Annotated in this window: 24 protein-coding genes; 16 read left to right on the top strand and 8 right to left on the bottom strand. The window is 69.7% G+C overall.

What is annotated here, in order from left to right:
- Positions 1 to 24: 24 nt before the first annotated feature.
- A complete protein-coding gene (locus ACFWBQ_RS01040) occupies positions 25 to 489 on the top strand; it encodes a MarR family winged helix-turn-helix transcriptional regulator (RefSeq protein ID WP_385483131.1) in 465 nt (154 codons plus the stop codon).
- A 277-nt stretch (positions 490 to 766) separates the two neighbouring features.
- On the opposite strand, the gene ACFWBQ_RS01035 is transcribed toward ACFWBQ_RS01040, so the two are convergent.
- From ACFWBQ_RS01035 to ACFWBQ_RS01025, 3 genes are all read right to left on the bottom strand, one after another.
- Positions 767 to 1,798, bottom strand: a complete 1,032-nt coding sequence (locus ACFWBQ_RS01035; RefSeq protein ID WP_385482569.1) for a phosphotransferase — start codon at positions 1,796 to 1,798, stop codon at positions 767 to 769.
- Between the two features lie 192 nt (positions 1,799 to 1,990).
- On the bottom strand, positions 1,991 to 3,271 hold the full coding sequence (locus tag ACFWBQ_RS01030; RefSeq protein WP_385482567.1) for an MFS transporter: 1,281 nt from the start codon (positions 3,269 to 3,271) through the stop codon (positions 1,991 to 1,993).
- A 228-nt stretch (positions 3,272 to 3,499) separates the two neighbouring features.
- Positions 3,500 to 4,141, bottom strand: coding sequence for an ATP-binding protein (locus ACFWBQ_RS01025; protein WP_385483130.1), 642 nt, complete (start codon positions 4,139 to 4,141; stop codon positions 3,500 to 3,502).
- Between the two features lie 225 nt (positions 4,142 to 4,366).
- Between ACFWBQ_RS01025 and ACFWBQ_RS01020 the strand changes: the two genes are divergently transcribed.
- Together ACFWBQ_RS01020 and ACFWBQ_RS01015 are read left to right on the top strand one after the other, a co-directional pair.
- Positions 4,367 to 4,552 carry a hypothetical protein gene (locus ACFWBQ_RS01020; protein ID WP_385482565.1) on the top strand — a complete coding sequence of 62 codons (186 nt, stop codon included), beginning with the start codon at positions 4,367 to 4,369 and terminating at the stop codon, positions 4,550 to 4,552.
- Between the two features lie 82 nt (positions 4,553 to 4,634).
- Entirely contained in the window at positions 4,635 to 5,168 is a 534-nt protein-coding gene (locus ACFWBQ_RS01015; RefSeq protein ID WP_385482563.1) for a hypothetical protein, read from the top strand.
- Positions 5,169 to 5,297: 129 nt separating this feature from the next.
- On the opposite strand, the gene ACFWBQ_RS01010 is transcribed toward ACFWBQ_RS01015, so the two are convergent.
- Both ACFWBQ_RS01010 and ACFWBQ_RS01005 read right to left on the bottom strand, forming a co-directional pair.
- Positions 5,298 to 5,501, bottom strand: a complete 204-nt coding sequence (locus ACFWBQ_RS01010) for a hypothetical protein (protein WP_385482561.1) — start codon at positions 5,499 to 5,501, stop codon at positions 5,298 to 5,300.
- A gap of 271 nt (positions 5,502 to 5,772) precedes the next feature.
- Positions 5,773 to 6,525, bottom strand: a complete 753-nt coding sequence (locus tag ACFWBQ_RS01005) for a VOC family protein (protein ID WP_385482559.1) — start codon at positions 6,523 to 6,525, stop codon at positions 5,773 to 5,775.
- Between the two features lie 125 nt (positions 6,526 to 6,650).
- Here ACFWBQ_RS01005 and ACFWBQ_RS01000 point away from each other — a divergent pair, with 125 nt between their 5' ends.
- Positions 6,651 to 8,375 carry an FUSC family protein gene (locus ACFWBQ_RS01000; RefSeq protein WP_385482557.1) on the top strand — a complete coding sequence of 575 codons (1,725 nt, stop codon included), beginning with the start codon at positions 6,651 to 6,653 and terminating at the stop codon, positions 8,373 to 8,375.
- A complete protein-coding gene (locus tag ACFWBQ_RS00995) occupies positions 8,372 to 8,878 on the top strand; it encodes a MarR family winged helix-turn-helix transcriptional regulator (RefSeq protein WP_385482555.1) in 507 nt (168 codons plus the stop codon). The genes ACFWBQ_RS01000 and ACFWBQ_RS00995 overlap by 4 nt, the downstream gene beginning before the upstream one ends.
- Before the next feature lie 81 nt (positions 8,879 to 8,959).
- Here ACFWBQ_RS00995 and ACFWBQ_RS00990 read toward each other — a convergent pair whose 3' ends face one another.
- A complete protein-coding gene (locus tag ACFWBQ_RS00990; RefSeq protein WP_385482553.1) occupies positions 8,960 to 9,757 on the bottom strand; it encodes an IclR family transcriptional regulator in 798 nt (265 codons plus the stop codon).
- 431 nt (positions 9,758 to 10,188) lie between these two features.
- Here ACFWBQ_RS00990 and ACFWBQ_RS00985 point away from each other — a divergent pair, with 431 nt between their 5' ends.
- The 6 genes from ACFWBQ_RS00985 to ACFWBQ_RS00960 all read left to right on the top strand — a co-directional run bounded on the left by ACFWBQ_RS00985 (position 10,189) and on the right by ACFWBQ_RS00960 (position 16,299).
- Positions 10,189 to 11,862 carry a sensor histidine kinase gene (locus tag ACFWBQ_RS00985; protein WP_385482551.1) on the top strand — a complete coding sequence of 558 codons (1,674 nt, stop codon included), beginning with the start codon at positions 10,189 to 10,191 and terminating at the stop codon, positions 11,860 to 11,862.
- Positions 11,859 to 12,266 (top strand): roadblock/LC7 domain-containing protein, encoded by a 408-nt coding sequence (locus ACFWBQ_RS00980; RefSeq protein WP_329205480.1) that lies wholly within the window; start codon positions 11,859 to 11,861, stop codon positions 12,264 to 12,266. The genes ACFWBQ_RS00985 and ACFWBQ_RS00980 overlap by 4 nt, the downstream gene beginning before the upstream one ends.
- Positions 12,263 to 12,631: a DUF742 domain-containing protein gene (locus tag ACFWBQ_RS00975; protein ID WP_385482548.1), complete on the top strand. Its 369-nt coding sequence runs from the start codon at positions 12,263 to 12,265 to the stop codon at positions 12,629 to 12,631. Before ACFWBQ_RS00980 ends, ACFWBQ_RS00975 begins: the two co-directional genes overlap by 4 nt.
- Positions 12,612 to 13,226, top strand: a complete 615-nt coding sequence (locus ACFWBQ_RS00970; RefSeq protein WP_385482547.1) for an ATP/GTP-binding protein — start codon at positions 12,612 to 12,614, stop codon at positions 13,224 to 13,226. Before ACFWBQ_RS00975 ends, ACFWBQ_RS00970 begins: the two co-directional genes overlap by 20 nt.
- Before the next feature lie 88 nt (positions 13,227 to 13,314).
- Positions 13,315 to 14,877 carry a cytochrome P450 gene (locus ACFWBQ_RS00965; protein WP_385482545.1) on the top strand — a complete coding sequence of 521 codons (1,563 nt, stop codon included), beginning with the start codon at positions 13,315 to 13,317 and terminating at the stop codon, positions 14,875 to 14,877.
- 75 nt (positions 14,878 to 14,952) lie between these two features.
- Positions 14,953 to 16,299 (top strand): 6-phospho-beta-glucosidase, encoded by a 1,347-nt coding sequence (locus ACFWBQ_RS00960; RefSeq protein ID WP_385482544.1) that lies wholly within the window; start codon positions 14,953 to 14,955, stop codon positions 16,297 to 16,299.
- Between the two features lie 23 nt (positions 16,300 to 16,322).
- On the opposite strand, the gene ACFWBQ_RS00955 is transcribed toward ACFWBQ_RS00960, so the two are convergent.
- Together ACFWBQ_RS00955 and ACFWBQ_RS00950 are read right to left on the bottom strand one after the other, a co-directional pair.
- The gene (locus tag ACFWBQ_RS00955; RefSeq protein WP_385482542.1) at positions 16,323 to 16,757 is read right to left on the bottom strand and encodes a hypothetical protein; all 435 of its coding nucleotides are present in this window, start codon (positions 16,755 to 16,757) and stop codon (positions 16,323 to 16,325) included.
- Positions 16,751 to 17,209, bottom strand: a complete 459-nt coding sequence (locus ACFWBQ_RS00950) for an ATP-binding protein (protein WP_385482541.1) — start codon at positions 17,207 to 17,209, stop codon at positions 16,751 to 16,753. Before ACFWBQ_RS00950 ends, ACFWBQ_RS00955 begins: the two co-directional genes overlap by 7 nt.
- A 206-nt stretch (positions 17,210 to 17,415) precedes the next feature.
- Between ACFWBQ_RS00950 and ACFWBQ_RS00945 the strand changes: the two genes are divergently transcribed.
- The 5 genes from ACFWBQ_RS00945 (at position 17,416) to ACFWBQ_RS00925 (ending at position 20,525) form a co-directional block, all read left to right on the top strand.
- The gene (locus tag ACFWBQ_RS00945; RefSeq protein WP_385482539.1) at positions 17,416 to 18,276 is read left to right on the top strand and encodes a helix-turn-helix domain-containing protein; all 861 of its coding nucleotides are present in this window, start codon (positions 17,416 to 17,418) and stop codon (positions 18,274 to 18,276) included.
- Positions 18,276 to 18,512: a DUF397 domain-containing protein gene (locus ACFWBQ_RS00940; RefSeq protein ID WP_030573999.1), complete on the top strand. Its 237-nt coding sequence runs from the start codon at positions 18,276 to 18,278 to the stop codon at positions 18,510 to 18,512. The genes ACFWBQ_RS00945 and ACFWBQ_RS00940 overlap by 1 nt, the downstream gene beginning before the upstream one ends.
- Positions 18,513 to 18,576: 64 nt before the next feature.
- Positions 18,577 to 19,386 carry an SAM-dependent methyltransferase gene (locus ACFWBQ_RS00935; protein ID WP_385482536.1) on the top strand — a complete coding sequence of 270 codons (810 nt, stop codon included), beginning with the start codon at positions 18,577 to 18,579 and terminating at the stop codon, positions 19,384 to 19,386.
- Between the two features lie 60 nt (positions 19,387 to 19,446).
- Complete coding sequence (locus ACFWBQ_RS00930) at positions 19,447 to 19,896, top strand: YchJ family protein (protein ID WP_385482534.1); 450 nt, start codon at positions 19,447 to 19,449, stop codon at positions 19,894 to 19,896.
- Positions 19,897 to 19,967: 71 nt separating this feature from the next.
- A complete protein-coding gene (locus tag ACFWBQ_RS00925; protein WP_385483128.1) occupies positions 19,968 to 20,525 on the top strand; it encodes a GNAT family N-acetyltransferase in 558 nt (185 codons plus the stop codon).
- Positions 20,526 to 20,534 lie beyond the last annotated feature (9 nt).

The raw sequence follows: 20,534 nt of genomic DNA, 5'->3' as shown, positions 1-20,534 counted from the left end.
GAGCAGAAGAGAGAGGGCGGTGCCGTGTCCGCGGTCGACCTGAGCAGCCACCCGGGGCATCTGGCCCGGCGACTTCAGCAGGCACACCATCTGCTGTGGAACACCATGGTCTCGGAGGAGATCACCTCTCCCCAGTTCGCCGTGCTCAACACCCTGACGGCCGAGCCCGGGCTCGACCAGCGGACGGTGGGGGAGCGCGTCGGCCTCGACCGGTCGACCGTCGCCGAGGTGATCACCCGGCTGCTTCGCCGGGAGCTGCTGGACAAGGTACGCGACCCGCACGACGGGCGGCGTTCTCTCCTGCGGCTCACCGACCACGGCATCCGTACGCACCAAAAGCTCGCGGTGCGTACGGCGCGGATGAACCAGGTCTTCCTCGGCCCGCTCTCCGCCGGTGAGCAGCAGATGCTCCTCGACCTGATGCGCAGGGTGTCCGACGCGGCCGAGAGCCTGCGCGCGCCGGAGGACGTCCGGGTGGTCGGCCGCTGAGGATGCGTCGTGCCGCTCCCGGGACCGGCCGCCGTGCAGCGGGCTTCAGCCGGGCGGTGACGCGAGTACTCCGAGCTGCGGGTCGGAGCGGACCGTTGTGTTGCTCGACGTACTGGCGGACGATCCACCGCAACCGGTCCCCCAACTCGACGAGGCCTCGGCCGCGGAGCAGCTGTCTGCCTCGGCTCCCCTGCCGGCGGAGTGCGACGACCGGCCCGATGCCGCTCTGACCATCGGATGCAGTGACTCGTCGATGATGCCGGGTGTGAGCCGACCCCTATGGCCGCTCTGCCGGGACGGGCTGAAGCGCGGGCCAGAGGGCGAGCATTCGTTGGCGGATAGCGGTGCTGAGGCCGCTCACACCGCCCAGAGAGATGTCGTCGGCCGTCATCCGGCTGACGACACCGAGCCGATGGGCGAGTCGTTGACGGGCGGTCGCGGTGCCCCACGTCCAATCCCGGTGCGGAATCCGGGCCAGGTGATCAGTGCTTTCGCGGTGTGCCCGCTCAACCAGCGCGTCGCCGCGGAGCAGCCAGCCGACGCACGCGTCAGCGAGCCCCTCTCGGGTTTCGGAGCCGGTCACGGTCCACCACTCCTTGCGGTATGCGCTCTCCGCCCGTTCCAGCAGTGGCTCCGGCGCCGAGGTGACACACCAGCAGGTCGGGAAACCGATGCGCAGGTAGGCGAGCTCCATCAGGCCGCTGCCCAGTGACGCTTGCTCGAAGTCGATGAATCTGATCCCCGCGGCGGTATGGAGATCGTTACCGGGACAGGGGTCCCCGTGGAGAAGGGCATACCCGGATGCCTGGTCGAGCCGGTTCACGAGGTCATCGAGTTCGCCGGACACGCCAGGCGTGACGGGAACCTCCAGAGCCCCGGCCAGCCGCAGGAAGGACTCGATGTCGGCCTGGTTCGGGCCCTGCCACCGGGGAAGTACGCCCATGTCCTCAGGACGTCCGGTGGCATGCAGCCGTGCCAACGCGGCTGCGTAGCCGACGATCCAGTCGCCGGCCGGGCGGCCGTGATCCAGATGCTCCAGCACCAGGACCCGCTCGCCGGGATCGGTTGCCAGCAACGCGGGCACCACGGGAGTTCGGGCTCGGGCGGCGAGCCGCAGGGCGGCCACCTCGCGGGCGTATCGCTCATCGGCATCATGACCGTCGACGATCTGCTTCACCACCACGTCCGTCGCCTCGGCCAACTCGACGCGCCACACGCGCGAGCGAGGGCTGCTGCTCAGCCTGCGAGATCCCCTGGGCGATCCCAGCTCAACCCGCAATCCGTCCCCGAACGGCAGTCGCAACGACATGGGTTCATCCTTCCACGCGGTCGAACGCGCGGGCGGCCACTGCGCACAACCCTCTGCCCGAACTCGACAGGGATTTCCGGCACAGCCTCTTGAAGAGCACTCCTGGGCGCGGTGGCCGTCGGCGACCGGGTCGTTCGGACCTGGGCGGACTGGTAGCGAGCTCAGGACGCCGTGCGTCGGCTCTCGGATCACTCATCCGTTGCTGGGTGCCTGCTGTTCTGCGTCAGAGGTCCGTTCCCTCACCGGCGGGGCGGCGGCGACTTCGGCAGGCCGACGTGGCCGGTGCAGGGCTGTTGCTGCGGACAGCACGGCCGGGGCCGCGGCAAGTGCGAAGCACACAGGCAGGGGGAGGCGGCCCACCAAGAGCCCTGTGGCGGCTGTTGCCCCCGCTGAACCGGCGTTGAAAGCGGTGTTGACCCATGCGCCCGCTTTGGTGCGGGCGGCCGGATTGGCGCACTCGTCGGCGATCAGGTATGCGGTGGTGATAGCCGGGGCAACGAACAGCCCGCCGAGCGCCGCCCACGCGATGAGCACATAGGGATGGGGAGAAAGTCCCGTCGCGGCCAGCGTCAGCCCCAGGGCCGCCGCAAGGAATGCCAGCCGCAGCCTGCTTGAGACGCGCCACGGGACGGCGCCATAGATCAGGCCGCCGATTGCGCTGCCCCCGGACAGCGCGGCCAGGACCCAGGCGACCGCCTCAGGGTCTTTATGTTCGTCAGCGAAGGCGATCACAAGGAGATTGAACGCGCCCAGACACATGCCCACCGTGACTGAGACGGTGATCGCCTGACGCAGCCCGGGGCCGCCGTGCAGCGGCCGTCGACCCAGCGGGGCAGGTTGTACGCCGGAGACGAGTTCCTCGGACGGCGCCAGCCCGGCGGAAGCCTTCTTATGACCAACCTCGCCGCGGACCGCCGGAGATGAGATCAGGGCGAGTGAGCCGGTCAATACGAGTGCGGCGCTCACTGCAAGACCGACCGATGGCGCCGCGATTTGCAGCAGCAGTCCCACCAGCAGCGGTCCTGTGACAAACAGGAGTTCCTCGGCGACCGAGTCCAGGCTGAACGCACGCTGCAGCAGCCGCCGGTCGGGAACCAAGTCGCTCCACAATGTCCGCATCACCGGGCCGAGCGGCGGTGTACATGCGCCGGTGGGCACGGCCAAAACCCCCAGCAGAATGCCTGAGGTGCCTGACCACGAGGTCGCGAAGGCCAGCCCGGTCAGCAGCAGTGCGTAGGCAGCCGCCATGGGGGGCAAAGCTCGGCGCGGCCCGTACCGGTCGACCAGACCGGCACGGGTCGGCGAGAGAAAGACACTGGTCAGCCCGAACAAAGCCGTGACGGTGCCGGCTACGGCATAGGAGTTGGTGGCCTCTTTGATCGCCAGCACCAGCGACAAGGAGACCATTCCGTAGGAAAGTCGGCCCAGCAACGCCGCACCGAACGTGCGGCAGGCGTAGCGGGTGCGCAGCACAGCTGCATACGAAGGGGCGACGGAAGACGAAGACATGATCATGTTCCTCGGAGAGACAGCGCCGATCTGACAGGCGCTCAAACGTGCATGGGCAGCGAGAGCCGCGCCCGATGGGCGCAGTCAGCACGGGCTCCTAGGCACGGAAGAGGAACATGCGGGTCAACGTAGCAGACCTGGTGCCGGCAGGGCCGGTCCCGTCCTCACAGGTGTCGGCGTCGAGGCCCTCGGTCACCGCGCCGACTTGGCCTGGCGGTCGGCCTCGGTGGCCTGGTAGCGGTAGGACTCGGTGCCGGTCTGGATCAGCGTGCAGCGGAAGGTGATCCGGTCGGCGATGGCCGCGCAGAGTCTCGGGTCGGCGAAGATCCTGTCCCATTCCGCGAACGGGGAGTTGGTGGCCACCGCGGTGGCCTTGCATTCCTCGCGCTCGGTGAAAATCTTGAACAGCAGCCTCGCGCATTTCTTGTCCAGGTTCAGATACCCGAACTCGTCCAGACGCAGAAGACCGACCTTGCTGTAGCGGGCGATCACGGACGACAGGCGGCGGGCTGCGTCGGCCTCGGCGAGTTCGTTCACCGGCGCGGAGGTGGTGATGTAGCGGACGCTCATGCCGGCCGCGGCGATCGCCGTACTCACCCCGATCAAGAGGTGTGACTTGCACCGATCAGGGCCAGTGGGCGCCCCTCGCGGACCCAGTATGTGGACTTGGGATCGCCAACCGTCTCGGGCAGCACATTGGGGTTGCGGTCGAAATCCCTTCACCGGCTCCAGCACGCTCTTGCGAGGCGGCGGCTTCTTCCGTCCCGTCGGCACCGGAGACGCCAGCGCCTTCGCCGCCGTGTTCCGCGACACCTTGTACCGCTGAGCCGGCATCCGCCCCGAGACCGCCGGATCCAACCGGCGGTCACGACGGATCCGCTCAAAGATCCACTCACGCGACCTGTACACCCACGGGCTCCTGACACGACCGTGATCAACGCAGCACAGCGTGACCGGCCAAATAGCCCAAGGCCCCCAATACGCCATCCGCGGCATGTCCCGCACCGCCAGCCAGGGTGGCTCCCCACCTCGTTGCCGAAGCAGTAACGCTCGTACTCGATGCCCCACCGGCTCTACTTCACCCTGCCGAAAACACCTCTGCCCGAACTCGATGCCGCGAGCCGACTCGTCCGAGCCTTCGCCGAGATCCTCACCACCCTTGCCCATGAGGTGTCGGTGGGCTGTCGTAGGGTCCGGTTCCATGACGACGACGCTGATGACTTACGCAGGACCAGGGGCGCCTGATGCACTGGTCACGCGCACGGGAGGAACGCCGCTGGGCCCTGCGGGGGCGATATGGCCCCGCTGCGCGACCTGCGGTGGACCGATGCAGTTCCTGGCCCAGATCATCGTGGATCGCCTGGAACGCCCGATCGGCCAGGTCGACCCACACGGCACCCATGTCATGGCGATCTTCATGTGCCAGAACGATCCCGGCATGTGCGACGAGTGGAGCCCCACGGCCGGCGGTAACCGCGCCCTCCTGTTCCCCGCCGACACGCTGCAGGCGATGCCCGCGCCCGAGGCGGACAGCGACGAGGGAGTTCTCCGCCTCGGGGCCGTCAACGCCGTGTCCCTGGTGTCCTTGCCGTCCGCCGACTACTTCGGCGCGCGCGAAGAATGGGGTATCCGCAGCGGAAACAGCCTGAGGGATGTCCTGGGACAGCTCGGCGGCCGGCCCGACTGGCTTCAGGACGATGAGACGCCCTCATGCCCCGACTGCACCCGGCCCATGAACCTGGTCGCACAGTTCGAGGAGGGACCGGATCACGCTACGGCCATGAACTTCGGCGGCTGCGGCACGGCGTTCGCCTTCGCCTGCGGACTCTGCACCCGGGCCGCCTTCCTGTGGCAGTGCTGATCACGGCGAAAGAGCCGTACCCGGCCGACTCGGCCGGACCCCAGCCAGGCCCTCGCTCGCGGACCTCGCGATCAGCACCACCCTTCATGGCATAGCCGGGGCCTGTTTCAGAAGTGGCCTTCCGAGGTGCTAGTGAGCCCTGCGCTCTGCGGCAGCATGCCACCAGCCAGGTGGTGATGTGCCGGTGACCCCGGCGGTGGGCTGGTCGGGATGGAGCCCGAGCCGTCGCAGTGCGCCGGCGGAGACGCGCATGTCGAACCAACCGTGCAGATGGCCGTCAGGGCCGATGACACAGGCCGAATTCCATTGGATCTCGTCCGGGTCGAAGGGCATCCAGTCGATGCCGCGGTCACGCAGTCAAGCGCGGACGGCCGCCATCGGGTGGAGGCGGCCCGGCAGATTCTCGTAGGCCGCGATGCTGATCCAGTCGGCGCTCGGCGTGTTCATGGCGTCCATGATGCCGGGCGGCCGTGCAGCTGTCACAGTCATGAGTTGAATACGGCGATGAGGTCACCCGCCTCGTGGTGGGCAACGGCTCCAGCCCGCCCCGTTGCTCCACCGGGACGGTACGACCGTGGCAGGCCTTTGGGCCTGCGAGCGGAAGTCACGGCGTGTGGATGCCGAACGCCGCCCCCTGCGGATCGCTGAGCACGGCGATCCACCGCCCGCCCGGCAGGCTCATCGGTGGCACGAGCTGGTCGCCGCCCGCGCCCAGGGCGGTGGCGGCTGTCGTCTCGACTTCCGTGACCGCGAAGTAGGGCAGCCAGTGCGGGGGTGTCTCCGGCCCGTCGTCCTTGCCCATCGCCGTCATGCCACCGAAGTCGGCACCGTTCACGCCCCATTGCGTGTAATGCTCCGAGGCGTTGACCGTCCAGCCGAACACGGACGGGTAGAAGGCGAGCGCGCCGGACGGATCGGGAGTACGGAGCTCGGCCCAGCCCAGCGTGCCCGGTTCGCCGAGGCGACCCGCGCCGGCGAACGAGCGGGCCTGCCAGAGTGAGAACACCGCACCCGACGGGTCGGCGGCCACCGCGAATCTGCCGAGGTCGAACACGTCCATCGGCTCGATCAGCAGCGTGCCGCCGGCCGAGCGCACGGCGCCGGCCGTGGCATCCGTGTCCTCGGTCGCGAAGGACACGGTCCACGCGGGCGTCTGGTCCGGCCGGTAGGAGGGGCTGAGCGCGGCGACGGCGTCCTCGCCGAGGCGCGCCACGGTGTACCCGCCCGCTTCGGGGCGCGGGTCCGTCTCGGACCGCCAGCCGAACAGTGCGGCATAGAACGTCTGGGCCGCAGGAACGTCCGACGTGCTCAGTTCCACCCAGCAGGGGCCGCCGGAGACCGGTTCGACGAGCTTCATTCGATTCCTCCAGGGTGAGCGACAGGGCGCGTTCACAGCTGCTGTGCAGCACGCTATGGCCGCACGGTTGAGGGGGCTACCGGAGGATGTTCGTTTACTGGTGTAATACCTGTTAATGTATTTGGGTGAGTGATACCGCCGTGCGACCCCGGAAGCCATCCGTCCGTAGACTGCCGGTGACCGGCACCCTGCGGCTGAACAGCCCGGCGGAGATCTGGTTCAAGCCCGCGCTGAGCGTGGTCGTCGCCTCCGCGGTGCCGAATCTGCTGCTGTACTCCATGGGCCGCCTCGACCTCGTGATGTACACGATGGCCGGCTCGCTCTGTGCGCTGTACGGGCACAACCTGCCGTACGCACGCAGGGCCCACACCGTTGCTCGCGTGATCCTCGGCATGGTCGCCGGCCTCGCCGTCGCGCTGCTCACCGCCTCGGCCACCGACTCGACCGCCGTACTCATCGCCGTCGGCGCGCTGCTCGCGGCCCTGCAGAAGACTTTCTGCGACGCCTCGCGCATCGGGCCGCCCGGCAACCTGATCTTCACCTTCGTCACCTCGGCCGCGCTCTTCGCTCCGCAGGCGACCGGGCAGATTCCCGGGCATCTCGCCCTGGCGCTGGCAGCGGGCGCCTTCTCCTGGCTGGTCACCGTCGGCCCCGCCCTGTGGCGCAGGGAAGGCCCGGAGCGGCGCGCCACCGCCCGTGCACTCGACGCCGCCGCGGCCTACACGGCCGCACCCGGCCCGCGCACCCGTCATGCCGCGGCCACCGCCGTCCATGCCGCCTGGCAGTCGCTGCTCGCCGCAGGGCGCCCCACCCCTGTGCGGCAGGAACTCGAACGCCTCGTGGTCCACGCCGAGCGGACCCTTGCCGAAACCGAGTGGCCCCTTGCCGGAACCACCGCCGACGGCCGCGTCCGCGGCGCCGACCCCGGGCAGCTCAGCGCCTGGGCGGCCGTGACCCGGGCGCGCGGGCCGGTGCCGAGCCCGCCGTGCACTCCCGGAGCAGTCGAACATCTCTTCGGGATCGACGCCGAACGTGCGGGGCAGCGGATCCGACGGGGGCGGCGCGAGGCCCGGCGCGCGCTCCTGCGTGCACTCGCCCCCGGCTCCCCGGTACTGCCGGTCGCCCTCCGTACGCTCATCGGCTGCGCACTCGCCGGCTATGTGTCCTCGGCCCTCGGGGTGGGCCATCCGTACTGGGCCGTCGTCACCGCGGCCTCCGTGTACCAGCCCAACGTGACACTCTCCTGGAGCCGGGCCGTGCAGCGCACCGTCGGAAACCTCGTCGGGGTCGTTGTCTTCGCCGCGGTCGTCCCGGTCGCCCGGATCGGCCCGCTCGCCCTGATCCTGTGCGTCCTGTTCTTCAACTTCGCCGCCGAGGCCCTGATCACCCGGAACTACTGGCTCGGCTCCATCGCCGTCACTCCGATGGCCCTGCTCATCATGGAATTCGCGGACACCCACCCGGCCGGGGGGCTGATCGGCGACCGCGCCCTGGACACACTCGTGGGTGCCGCGGTCGGCCTGCTCGTCGCGATCGCCGTCCCCAACCGCCGTGCCACGGGCCACGTCGAACGGGCCCTCATCACAACCGTGGAGGCGCGCGTCCGCGCCGAGGAACTGATCGCCGACCCGGCCGCCGACGGCCTCGCGCTCGGCCTGGCCCGCAGACGGCTGACCTCGTCCCTCGTCGAGCTGCGCAACGCCGGTGACATCGCGGCCGGGGAGTGGTGGCAGCGCGCCCTGCCCGAGGAGGAGATGCTGGCGGCGGAGCACGCGGGACACCGTACGCTCGCGGCGACAGCACAACGGCGGGGACCGAACATCCCGCCCCCGGCGAACGGAGCGGTGTGACCGACGACATCGTGGCCTCGGTGGTGCGGCAGTGGCATGCCGTCAATCCGGAGCTCGACACCGGACCGATGGAACTCATCGGCCGCATCAACCGCTGTGCCGCCCTCCTCCAGCAGGCGGAGGACGCCCCGTTGCGCGCCGCCGGACTGACCCGCGCCGAATTCGATCTGCTGGGCGCGCTGCGCCGCACCGACCGTGAGCTCACCCCCGGGGACCTGGCCCGTGAGACCTTCTCCTCCGGCGCCGCCGTCACCAAACGGCTCCGCGCCCTGCAGGAGGGCGGCCTGGTCGATCGCCGCGGCGACGCCCGGGACCGCCGGGTCGCCCACGTCCGGCTGACGGGCGAGGGCCGCGAGCTGGTCGACCGGCTGCTGCCCGAACAGCTCGCCTACGAACGCTCCGTGCTCTCCGGCCTCGACGAGCGGACCCGCACCCGGCTCAGCGGTCAGCTCAGCGAGCTGCTGGTGCAGCTGGAGGGCCGCATCGGAGGCTCCCGCCGCTGACCCACGCGCGAGAGCCGCATCGGCGGGACCGGCCGCTGACCGCGCGCGAGCCGGCCAGGGTGCTTCCATGGCGTGAGCCGGTCAGGGTGCTTCCATGGGCGGTGCCACCGACTGTCTCAGCTGCACCGCCCGTTCGGCGAGTGCCACATCGTCGCCGCGGTCGGCGGGTGCGGATGCACTCAGGGCGAGCCGGTCGCGCCGGCCCGATACGGCCAGAGGCACCGCGACGCCGTTCAGGCCCAAAACCGACTCGCCCCGGCTGAAGGCCCTGCCGAGCTCACGGACCTCCGCCAGTTCGGCCAGCAGCACGGTCCGGGAGACGAGGGTGTGCGGGGTGAGCGCGGGCAGCTGCTCCTGCGGGTAGAGGGCGCAGACCTGGTCGACGGTCATCCGGGCGAGCAGCACCTTCCCGGCGGCGGTGGTGTGGGCGGGGTGGGCGCGACCCGTTTCCAGCATCACCCGCACCGGGTGCGGGGACTCGCGTCCGTCGGTGGCGATCACCTGATCCCCGATCAGGGCGGCGCTCTGCACGGTCTCCCCGGTGCGCCGTACGGCTTCGTCGAGCACCGCTGAGAGCTGTGCCCGCACGGCCGTGCCGAAGCCTGCGGGCCGGCCCAGACGGAGCAGTTCGGACCCTGCCTCGTAACCCCGGCCCGAGGGGTCGCGGACCGCGAAGCCGCGGCCCTCCAGTGTGCTGAGCACGCGGTGCGCGGTGGACCTGCCGATGCCCAGGCGCCGGGCGGCTTCGGAGACGGTGAGGCTGTCCTGGGTGAGGAACAGCTGCATCAGCCGGAGGCCGGTGTCCAGAGACTCGATGGTGTAGCCCCGTGCCGGTGCCGACGAGGGGGCTTCCTCCCCGTACATCCGTCCGTCGATCACGAATCTGCTCCTTTCGATCCGATTCGATCGCATGTGCCCTTGTCCCGCTCTGCGGTACCGGGAGATTCGCGTACCTCTCGACTGCTCGACCGAGTGTGCGGTTCACGGGTGTTGCTGAGGCTGTCGGGTGTTCACTCCAGAGGTGGGTCGACTCTCGGATTGTCCCGCACAGCGGGACGCAAGGGTCGGCTTTCAGTCGATTCCTGCATTCCATTACTCCCCGCATACGCTCGACGGCGGTGAGTGCAAAAACTGGTGAGTGTATTACCACCGGAGTGCTCGCGCAGGGGGTTGGGCGAATATGCCGAAGCGCTGTTCTGATCTGGCTAGGCTCACGCTCAGTGAAGTCGAGTTGATATGAATTCGAGCACTTGTTCATAACTGTCCGTACAAGTGCGTGTACCTGCCGAATCAACCGCCAGAGGGTTTAGATGGTTCGTGTTGAATCACCGCCGACAAACAGAGACATCCCCGTTGTCCGCGCCGCGCTGTTGCCCGTACTGCTGATGGCCGGCGCCACCGCTGCCGGTGCGGTGCCGTTGACCGGGGACGCGCGGACGGCAGTCGTCTGGTGCGGTGCGATCGCCACGGGTGTGGTCGCCGTGCTCGCCGTCGCACTCAACCGCCGCCGCCGAGCGATGCGCGTCCAGCGCGCGCAGTACGAACAGCGCATCGCCTTCCTGGAGCACCGCATCGCGGCGTACGACCAGGAGACCGTACGGCTGACCAAGGAGCTTTTGCCCGCCGCGATCCGCCGGCTGCGCGCGAGCAACTCGCCGCAGGAGGTGATGCGCGACGTCGTCGACGCGGACGAGACCTACCGCAACCTCCCCAAGGCGCAACGCGCCCTGGTCCTCCAGGTCCTCGACATCATCGACAACGAAGAGGCGATGCGTGACTCCGCGCAGCGCGCCTTCGTCAGCGTCGCGCGACGTGTCCAGGCGATCGTCCACCGACAGGCCAGTGAGCTGCGGGAGATGGAGGACCACCACGGGCGCAACCCCGAGGTCTTCGACGACCTGCTCCGCATCGACCACGGCACCGCGCTGATCGGACGGCTCGCCGACTCCATCGCGGTGCTCGGCGGCGCCCGCCCCAGCCGCCAGTGGCCCAAGCCCGTACCGCTGTTCAGTGTGCTGCGCGGTGCGATGTCCCGGATCCTCGAGTACCAGCGCGTCGACCTGCACTCGATCGCCAAGGTCGCCATCGTCGGTACGTCCGTCGAGCCGCTCATCCACGCCTGCGCCGAGCTCCTCGACAACGCGACCCGCTACTCGCCGCCCCAGACCCGGGTGCACGTCACCGCGGTCGAGGTGCAGACCGGCATCGCCATCGAGATCGAGGACGGCGGCGTCAGCCTCAGCGAGGAGGCCCGCGCCAGGGCCGAGAGCATGCTGGCCCAGGCCCAGGCCGGCATCAACATGAACGATCTGGGGGAGTCCCCGCGTCTGGGCATGGCCGTCGTCGGCCGGCTCTCGAGGATGTACCAACTCCAGGTCTCCCTGCGGCAGTCCGCGTACGGCGGTGTCCGCGCCGTTCTCATCGTGCCGCGCGACATGATCACCACCGGGCCCGCTCCCGGTATCGCGCACGGTATCGGCGCCACCTCCCGGCCCCAGAGCTCGCTCGACATGTCGCAGCTCCAGCACGTCGTACCGCCGCGCGGCAAGCGCAGGACGCGCCCCGAAGCCACCGGACCCGTCCCGTCGGTCGGCGCACCCCTGTCCGGATCCGCGTCCTCCACACCCGCACCGGGATCCTCGTCCGCGCCCGCCTCGCGTCCCGCCGCCCCGGTGTCCGCGATGGGGGACGACGAAGTCGTGGTGACCGAGTGGACCGAGGGCGGACTTCCCCAGCGCCGCAGCCGCGGTCGCGCCCCGCTCGGCTCGCACAACCTCCCGCAGCAGCACGCGGCTCCGGCCGCCGAGCCCGCCGCCGGAGCGCGCAACGGATCGGGCGGGCAGGGCAGCGGTCGGCCGGGTGGCCAGGAACCGCCGCCCGGACTCTGGCTCGAGGCCTTCACCCAGGCCGTCAACGGGGTGTCTCAGGAACCGAAGACCGACGAAGACTCTGATGATGCGTGGGACAAGGGAGACCTGAAGTGATCCAGCAGCGGGGAAACATGGACTGGATGCTCAAGGAACTGGCCGACGACGTACCGAGCATCCATCAGATCGTGGTGCTCTCCTCGGACGGCCTGCGCATCGCCCGGCACGGCGGCGACCCCGATGTCGCCGACCGCCTCGCGGCGGCCTGCGCCGGACTGCAGAGCCTCGCCGCCGCGGTCGCCACCGAAATCCCCTACAGCGACGGCCTGATGAAGCTTGTCGTCATCGAGGTCACCGGTGGATTCTTCTACCTGATGGCCGCAGGCACCGGTGCGTACCTCGCCGTACTGGCCGGTGAGACGGTCGATGCCGGACTGGTCGGAGCGCGCATGCGCGACATGGTCGTCCGGATCGGAGCCCATCTGACGAGCCCGCCCCGACATGACGGGCAGGCCGGATGAGCGCTCCCCGACGAGAACGCCGAAAGGCCGACCCGGCGCTGAACGACCCGGAGCGGCTGTATGTGATCACCGGTGACACCGATGGTGAGAGGGCGGCGCTCGACCTGGTCACGATGGTCGTCGCGCAGGCCGAACCGTCGCCCACGGTCCAGCCCGAGCAGGCTGCGATCATGCGGCTCTGCAGGGCGCCGTTGTCCGTCGCCGAGATCTCGGCCTATCTGAGCCTGCCCTTCAGCGTGGTCACCTCACTCCTGACAGAACTCCTGGCGACCGAACTGATCGAATCGCGTGCGCCCATCGTCCGCGCCGCACTTCCGGACCGGTCCCTCCTCGAAGCGGTGATGCATGGACTTCAGAAGCTCTGACACGATCACGGGCCCCCGCAGCGAGGACGTCCTTCCCACCACGGCCACGGCCGCGGTGAAGGTCGTCATCGTCGGCGGGTTCGGGGTCGGCAAGACGACCATGGTCGGCTCGGTGAGCGAAATCCGGCCCCTGACGACCGAAGAGACCATGACCCAGGCCGGTGTCGGCGTGGACGACAACGTCGGCGTGGAGAGCAAGACCGCCACGACCGTCGCCATGGACTTCGGCCGGATCAGCCTCAGCGAGGAACTGATCCTCTATCTGTTCGGCACCCCCGGCCAGGAACGCTTCTGGTTCCTGTGGAACGGGCTGTTCGAGGGAGCACTCGGGGCCGTCGTCCTCATCGACACCCGGAGGCTCCAGGTCAGCTTCGATGTGATCGGCCGGCTGGAGGAGCGCGGCGTGCCCTTCGTCGTCGCCGTCAACACCTTCCCCGACGCGCCGCACCACCCGGTCGAGGCGCTGCGCAACGCCCTCGACCTGCCGGACGAGGTCCCGATGATCGACTGCGACGCCCGGCTGCGTGCCTCCAGCCGCGATGTGCTGATGACCCTGATGCGCTATCTGCACAAGCTGGCCGTTCCCCTCGCCTGACGGTGGCAGGCGGCTGCCCCCGGAGCCCGCCCTGCGCGCACCCCGCCCGGCACACCCCTCGCCCGACTTCGGAATCCCTGGAGCGACTGTGACAACCCCCTTCCACCACGAACCCGGAGCGGCCACAGGGCCGGTGCCGCCGCCCGAGTGCCCGGCCCACGGGATGGGCCGAGGTCCGGGCGGACTGCGCCGGTTCTACGGGCCCGAGGCCGAGAACGACCCCGCAGGCCTCTACGACAAGCTGCGTGCCGAACACGGCACGGTGGCACCGGTGCTGCTGCACGGAGACGTACCCGCCTGGCTCGTCCTCGGCCACAGCGAGAATCTCCATATGACCAGGACGCCCTCGCAGTTCTCCCGGGACTCCCGGCGCTGGCGTGCCCTGCAGGACGGCAGTGTCGCCCCGGACCACCCGCTCGCCCCGATCTTCACCTGGCAGCCGGTCTGCGTCTTCGCCGACGGTGATGCCCATGAGCGGCTGCGGGGCGCGGTCACGGACAGCATGGCGCGGATCGACACCCGTGGCGTCCGCCGTCACGTCAACCGCTTCAGCAACCGTCTCGTCAACGACTTCTGCCAGAAGGGTTCTGCCGAGCTGGTCGGCCAGTTCGCCGACCATCTGCCGATGATGGTGATGTGCGCGATCTTCGGGATGCCCGAGGAGTACAACGACCGGCTGGTGCAGGCAGCCCGCGACATGACCCGGGGCACGGCCACCGCCGTCGAGAGCAACGCCTATGTGCTCTCCGCGCTGACGCGGCTGGTCGAACGGCGGCGTATCGCCCCTGCCCATGACTTCACCGGCTGGCTCGTCGAGCATCCCGCCGGCCTGAGCGACGTGGAGGTCGCGGAACACCTGCGGCTCATTCTCATCGCCGCCTACGAATCGACCGCGAACCTGATCGCCAACGTCGTGCGCATGGTGCTGACCGACCCGCGCTTCCGTGCCCGGCTCAGCGGCGGTCACATGACGGTGCCGGAAGCGGTGGAGCAGACCCTGTGGGACGAGCCGCCGTTCACCGCCGTCTTCGGCCGCTGGGCGGTGGGCGACACGGAGCTCGGGGGCCAGCAGATCAAGGCGGGTGACGCCCTCCTCGTCGGGATCGCACCGGCCAACACCGATCCGGCGGTACGGCCCGACCTCACCGCCAACATGGAGGGCAACCGCGCCCACCTCGCCTTCAGCGGCGGCCCGCACGAATGCCCCGGTCAGGACATCGGGCGTGCCATCGCCGATGTCGGGGTCGACGCCCTGCTGATGCGACTTCCCGACCTGGAGCTCGCGGTCGAGGAGAGCGAGCTGGACCGGGTCGGCAACATCATGTCCCGACACCTGGTGGACCTGCCGGTGAAATTCGCCCCGAGCCCGCAGCAGGAGGTCGACGAGGAACCGCAGACATCGATGTCGGCCAGGCCACGTCCCCGCACCGACTGGGAGGTGTCGTCGCCGGCCGTACCGAGGCCCGCGACGGCCGGCCGGCCGGGGCCGCGCCCCGGCTACGCACCCGGCGCCGGGCGGGGTGCCGAACCGGCTGCCGTGCACGGGGACGGCTCGTCGGCCGCACCGGTCGCCGTCCCCGCGATTCCCGCGCAGCGGAGCGGACCGGCAAGGATCTGGCAGGCCGTGACACGCTGGTGGAACGGCTACTGACCTCACCGGGCCCCGGGCCTCCGGGCCCGGGGCGTCGCGCCCCCACCGGCATCCGCCCCCGTACCATCGAGCAGCGTGAAGCTGACAATTCTTGGCGGTGGCGGATTCCGGGTGCCTCTCGTGTACGGGGCGCTGCTCGGCGATCACGCCGAGGGCCGCGTCTCCCGGGTGACCCTGTACGACACGGACGCGGACCGGCTCACCGCCGTCGCACGGGTCCTCGCCGAACAGGCGCGCGGCATCCATGATGCACCCGCCGTCGTCGCCACCGACGATCTCGACGAGGCCCTGCGCGGCGCGGACTTCGTCTTCTCGGCCATCCGGGTAGGCGGCCTCGAAGGCCGCGCCGCCGACGAACGCGTCGCGCTCGACGAAGGCGTCCTGGGCCAGGAGACGGTCGGAGCCGGCGGCATCGCGTACGGGTTGCGCACCGTCCCCGTCGCGGTCGACATCGCCCGGCGCATCGTCCGGCTCGCACCGCACGCATGGGTCATCAACTTCACCAATCCGGCGGGCCTGGTCACCGAGGCCATGTCCCGGTACCTCGGCGACAGGGTCATCGGGATCTGTGACTCCCCGGTGGGACTCGGCCGCCGGATCGCCCGGGTCCTCGGCGCCGACCCGGACCGGGCCCGGATCGACTACGTCGGGCTCAACCACCTGGGGTGGGTCCGGGGGCTGCACATCGAGGGCCGCGACGAGCTCCCACGGCTGCTCGCCGATCCGGCGCTGCTCGGTTCCTTCGAGGAGGGCAGGCTCTTCGGCACCGAATGGCTGCGCTCCCTCGGCGCGATTCCCAACGAGTACCTGCACTACTACTACTTCAACCGGGAGGCTGTACGCGCCTACCAGGAGGCCGATCAGACCCGCGGCGCCTTCCTCCGCGACCAGCAGGAGGGCTTCTACGCCCGGATGAAGGACCCGGCCACCCCTGCGCTCGCCACCTGGGACCGCACCCGCGCCGAACGCGAGGCGACGTACATGGCGGAGAACCGGGACGTTGCCGGAGCGGGTGAACGCGAGGAAAGTGATCTGGAGTCCGGCGGCTACGAGCAGGTCGCGCTCGCCCTGATGCGGGCCGTCGCCCGCAACGAACGGACCTCGCTGATCCTCAACGTCCGCAACCGCGGCACCCTGTCGGTGCTCGACGCCGACGCCGTCATCGAGGTGCCCTGCCTGGTCGACGCCAACGGCGCCCACCCCGTCACCGTCGACCCGCTTCCGTATCACGCGGTCGGCCTGGTCACCGCGGTCAAGGCCGTGGAACGCGCGGTCCTCGAGGCGGCGGAGACCGGCTCGCGTGCCACGGCCGTGCGCGCCTTCGCTCTGCATCCGCTGGTCGACTCGGTATCGGTGGCTCGCCGGCTCGTCGAGGGATATACGCGGGTCCACCCGGGGCTCGCCTACCTCGACCGTCCCTGACCGGTCGGCGCGCCCGCCTCTCGTCAGGGAGCGGGGACAGCCCTCGGCCGGCCTGTCGGGGCCCAGGACGGTGTGACCCCGGTGACCTGACACACCATGAGGAAAAGCGGAATGGGAGGTGTATAGGGCGTACGGCTGTCCGGCGCATGGATCAGCCGCGGGCGCCCGGCCGGAACGTAGGCCCCGGTGGCGTAGGAAGCCTGCACCGGCCAGTCCAGATCGAGATCCGAACCCGAGGGAACGATCCACCACCACTGGTCGGCATCGGCGAACACGCACCCGGCGCGGGGAAGATGTGACATCAACCGGAATCCGTAGTGCGCAGGCACGCCCACTGCGTCGCAGCCGAGGCTCGCCGACAGTGCGGGCGGCAGCGGCAGCTTGACCCGGCCGTCGGCGTCCTCACCGGGGCGGGACCGACGGGCTCCGAGGAGCTGGGACAGGGCGTTCTTCAGCATGACTGCTCCGAGCTGTGCGGCAGTTCCGCCCAGACGATGCGGCCCGAGGCGTTCCCCGCATCGTGGGATCCCCAGGCGGCGCTCATGGAATCGACGAGCAGCAGGCCGCGTCCGTGTTCGTCATCGGCCTGCAGGGACAGCCGTGGTCCGCCCGGCTGGTGGCCCTGGTCCTGAACGGATATGCGCAACCGCCCGTCGGAGCACCGGAGCTCGCAGACGACGCGCGCGCTGGCGGTGTGCACCACGGCGTTGGTGACCAGTTCGGAGACGATCAGGACCGCCGCGTCGTAGGTGTCGCCGCTCAGCCGCCACTCGTCCAGCCGGGCCCGCGTCAGTTGCCGTGCACCCGCCACCGATTCGGGGTGCGCCGACAGCGCGAAGCAGTAACGGAGCGCTTCCGACCCGGGGCTGAGGTCCATGAGCCGGGGGATGAGCGCACTGCCAGGTGACACGACCAATTCCTCACAGTGGGGGCTGCGTCACGCTTCGCACCGTGATGAATCGAGGTCGGGCACGACTACGTGAACTGGTTCACTCCCCAACTCTCCCCCTGACATGAACACTTGGCAAGAGGCACTCTGAAAAATTCAGAGTGACTGTGTCCATCGGGCCAAGCGCGTGGCACACTGCTCGCAAACAGCGCATCGGGAGGTCTGAAGTGAGCGAACCGCGGTCCGCCCCGACCGTGGGTCAGGTCGTTCTCGGCAAGCGCCTGCAGGATCTGCGGGAGCGCGTCGGCCTGAGCCGCGACCAGGCTGCCAAGGTGCTCCGTGTCGCTCCCGGAACGATACGCAGGATGGAGACGGCCGAGGTCGGGCTGAAGATTCCCTACGTCCAGCTCCTCCTGAAGGCCTACGGGATCGCGGAGGAGGAGACCGACGCTTTCGTCGAGCTCGCGGAGGAGGCCAACAGGCCGGGCTGGTGGCAGCGCTTCCACGACGTGCTGCCCGACTGGTTCAGCATGTACGTCAGCCTGGAGGGCGCCGCGAGCCTCCTGCGCACCTACGAGCCGCACTTCGTCCCCGGTCTGCTCCAGACCGAGGACTACGCGCGCTCCGTGATGCGCACCGGAGCGGTCGGCCAGACCAGGCCCGAGGACATCGAACGCCATGTGGCGCTGCGGATGGAGCGGCAGTCGCTGCTCACCAGGGAGGACGCGCCGAAGCTGTGGGTGGTCATGGACGAGACGGTCCTGCGCCGTCCCGTCGGCAGTCCCGAAGCCATGCGGGGCCAGGTCGACCGGCTGCTCGAGGCCACGGCCCTGCCCAATGTGACGCTGCAGATCGCGGAGTTCGCAACCGGCCACCACCCGGGCACCTACGGCCCGTTCGTCCTCTTCCGCTTCGCAGTCCCCGAACTGCCCGACATGGTCTACAGCGAGTACCTGACCGGCGCCGTCTATTTCGACGCGCGCCCCGAGGTGGCTTCCTACCTCGAGGTCATGGACCGCATGGCGGCTCAGGCCGCAACTGCACAACGCACGAAGGAAATCCTCAGGGACTTCCGCAAGGAGCTGTGATGAACCACATATACAACGGTATGCCGGCCGCCGACCTCGGCTCCGAGGGCTGGTACAAGCCGTGGAGCGGTGGTAACGGGGGCAACTGCATCGAGGCCATGAAACTGGCCGACGGCAGAGTGGCGGTCCGCCAGTCGGCGGACCCCGACGGCCCCGCGCTCATCTACTCCAACGGCGAGATCGCCGCCTTCATCCAGGGAGCCAAGGCAGGGCAGGCCGACTTCCTGCTCACCTGACACATCGCCACATCGGCTTGTCCCATACGCTGTTCGCCGAATCCGCCGACCAACGGAGCGCGCTATGACCGGGCACGAATCCCAAGCCGTCGAGATCGACACCAGCAAGCCGCATCCCGCGCGAATGTACGACTGGTTCCTCGGCGGCAAGGACAACTACCCGGTCGACGAACAGATGGCCAAGCAACTGCTCGCGCTGGACTCCCGTGGCCGCGACATGGCGCGGGTCAACCGGGCCTTCATGCACCGCGCCACCCGCTGGCTCGCCGAGAACGGCGTACACCAGTTCCTCGACATCGGCTCGGGCATACCCACCGAACCGAACCTCCACCAGATCGCCCAGCAGGCTGCCCCGGACGCGCGCGTCGTCTACTGCGACAACGATCCGATCGTGCTCGCGCACGCGGCGGCCCTGCTGCGCTCCACCCCCGAGGGTGCCACCGAATATATCCAGGCCGACGCCCGTCGGCCCGAGACCATCCTGGAAGAGGCCGGCAAGGTCCTCGACTTCACCGAACCGGTTGCCCTGTCGCTTCTCGCGCTGCTGCACTTCCTGGACGACGAGGACGGCGCCGCCGAGCTCGTCGACCGGCTCGTGGAACAACTCCCCTCCGGCAGTTACCTGGTGCTCTCGCACACCACAGGTGACTTCAACCCGGAGGGCGCGGCTCAGGCGCGTGCCATGTACAAGGCACGGGGTATGACCCTGCGGCCCCGCTCGCGCACCGAACTCACCGAGTTCTTCCACGGGCTCGAGCTCGTCGAGCCTGGCGTCTCGCTCTCCGCCGACTGGCATCCGGAGCTCGGCGAGGTCATCGACGTCCCCGGCGACGAGCCGATCCCCGGCTACGCGGGTGTGGCGCGCAAGCCCTGACCGCCGGGCCCCGTCGCCCCGCCCCGGCGAGCACACCGGTCCGCGGGTCACAATGGAGGCATGTCACCACGCCCCTCACGTCCGCGGCGAACGGCCGCCTCCGGAGCGAGTGCCCCGGAGATCACCTCCGCATCCCCGTGCCCGTGCGGTCTGCGGGCCACCTACGGGGACTGCTGCGGCCGCCTGCACGCGGGCACGGCCGACGCCGTGCACTGCGAGGAGCTGATGCGCAGCAGGTACGCGGCCTTCGTCGTCCGGGACGCCGCGTACCTGCTGCGCACCTGGCACCCGGACACCCGCCCGCCCGTCGTCGACTTCGACCCGGCGATGCGCTGGGTGGGCCTGGACATCCTGGACACGACCGGAGGCAGCGCGTTCCACCCCACGGGCACGGTCACCTTCCGCGCGCACTACACGCACGACGGCAGTCCCGGCTCGCTCCACGAGCAGAGCAGTTTCGTCCGTCACGAAGGGCTGTGGGTCTACTCGGCGGGGGTCTTCGTCGACTGAGAAACCGTTGTACGCGGCCGTGCCGCCGCCCGTACGATCCGCGCACGAGCGAGGACACGGCGGATCCGGACATCGAACGAGCACGCTGCTGGCGAGGCCGGAACATCGCGTACACCCCGCTGGAGATCGAGGACGCCGAGCTGATCCAGCGCTGGCGCTCCGACCCGGTGGCCGCACACGAGACGGGTGTCCGGCCCCCTTCGCTCCATGGACTCCGCGAGCGCATCGAGCGCCACCTCGACGACGACACGCGTGACGACTTCCTGGTCCTCCTCCCGGACGGCACCCCGATCGGCCTCATAGCCCTGCAGGATCAGCAGCCGGCCGAGGGCACCGTCGAGGCCTACCTGATGCCGGCCCCCGAGCACCGTGCCAAGGGCCACGGCGTGGCCGCCCTCGACGCCCTCACCGACCTGGCTTTCGGTGAACTGCCGATGCACCGTGTCGAAGCGTTCACCCACACCGACAACACCGCGGCCCTCTCCGTACTCACCGCGGCGGGTTTCGTCCACGAGGGGGTATGCCGTTCGTCCTGCCTGCACCGCGGCCGTCGCCACGACATCGCGGCCCTCGCGCTGCTCCGCTCCGAGTGGGAGGTCCGTGACCGCCCCCGGTCCTGGGACCTGTGACCAGGACCT

It is taken from the genome of Streptomyces sp. NPDC060035, assembly GCF_042736635.1.
Taxonomy (GTDB): domain Bacteria; phylum Actinomycetota; class Actinomycetes; order Streptomycetales; family Streptomycetaceae; genus Streptomyces.
Note: the sequence above shows the minus strand (reverse complement) of the source record. Positions and strands in the feature narration are given on the sequence as shown.

Bases quoted from the DNA above. Each gene is read 5' to 3' on its own strand.
- ACFWBQ_RS01035 (WP_385482569.1), bottom strand. From the start codon at position 1,798: ATGTCGTTGCGACTGCCGTTCGGGGACGGATTGCGGGTTGAGCTGGGA.
- ACFWBQ_RS01025 (WP_385483130.1), bottom strand. From the start codon at position 4,141: ATGCCGGCTCAGCGGTACAAGGTGTCGCGGAACACGGCGGCGAAGGCG.
- ACFWBQ_RS01020 (WP_385482565.1), top strand. From the start codon at position 4,367: ATGCCCCACCGGCTCTACTTCACCCTGCCGAAAACACCTCTGCCCGAA.
- ACFWBQ_RS01015 (WP_385482563.1), top strand. From the start codon at position 4,635: ATGCAGTTCCTGGCCCAGATCATCGTGGATCGCCTGGAACGCCCGATC.
- ACFWBQ_RS01010 (WP_385482561.1), bottom strand. From the start codon at position 5,501: ATGCCCTTCGACCCGGACGAGATCCAATGGAATTCGGCCTGTGTCATC.
- ACFWBQ_RS01005 (WP_385482559.1), bottom strand. From the start codon at position 6,525: ATGAAGCTCGTCGAACCGGTCTCCGGCGGCCCCTGCTGGGTGGAACTG.
- ACFWBQ_RS00985 (WP_385482551.1), top strand. From the start codon at position 10,189: ATGGTTCGTGTTGAATCACCGCCGACAAACAGAGACATCCCCGTTGTC.
- ACFWBQ_RS00975 (WP_385482548.1), top strand. From the start codon at position 12,263: ATGAGCGCTCCCCGACGAGAACGCCGAAAGGCCGACCCGGCGCTGAAC.
- ACFWBQ_RS00970 (WP_385482547.1), top strand. From the start codon at position 12,612: ATGGACTTCAGAAGCTCTGACACGATCACGGGCCCCCGCAGCGAGGAC.
- ACFWBQ_RS00955 (WP_385482542.1), bottom strand. From the start codon at position 16,757: ATGCTGAAGAACGCCCTGTCCCAGCTCCTCGGAGCCCGTCGGTCCCGC.
- ACFWBQ_RS00940 (WP_030573999.1), top strand. From the start codon at position 18,276: ATGAACCACATATACAACGGTATGCCGGCCGCCGACCTCGGCTCCGAG.
- ACFWBQ_RS00935 (WP_385482536.1), top strand. From the start codon at position 18,577: ATGACCGGGCACGAATCCCAAGCCGTCGAGATCGACACCAGCAAGCCG.
- ACFWBQ_RS00930 (WP_385482534.1), top strand. From the start codon at position 19,447: ATGTCACCACGCCCCTCACGTCCGCGGCGAACGGCCGCCTCCGGAGCG.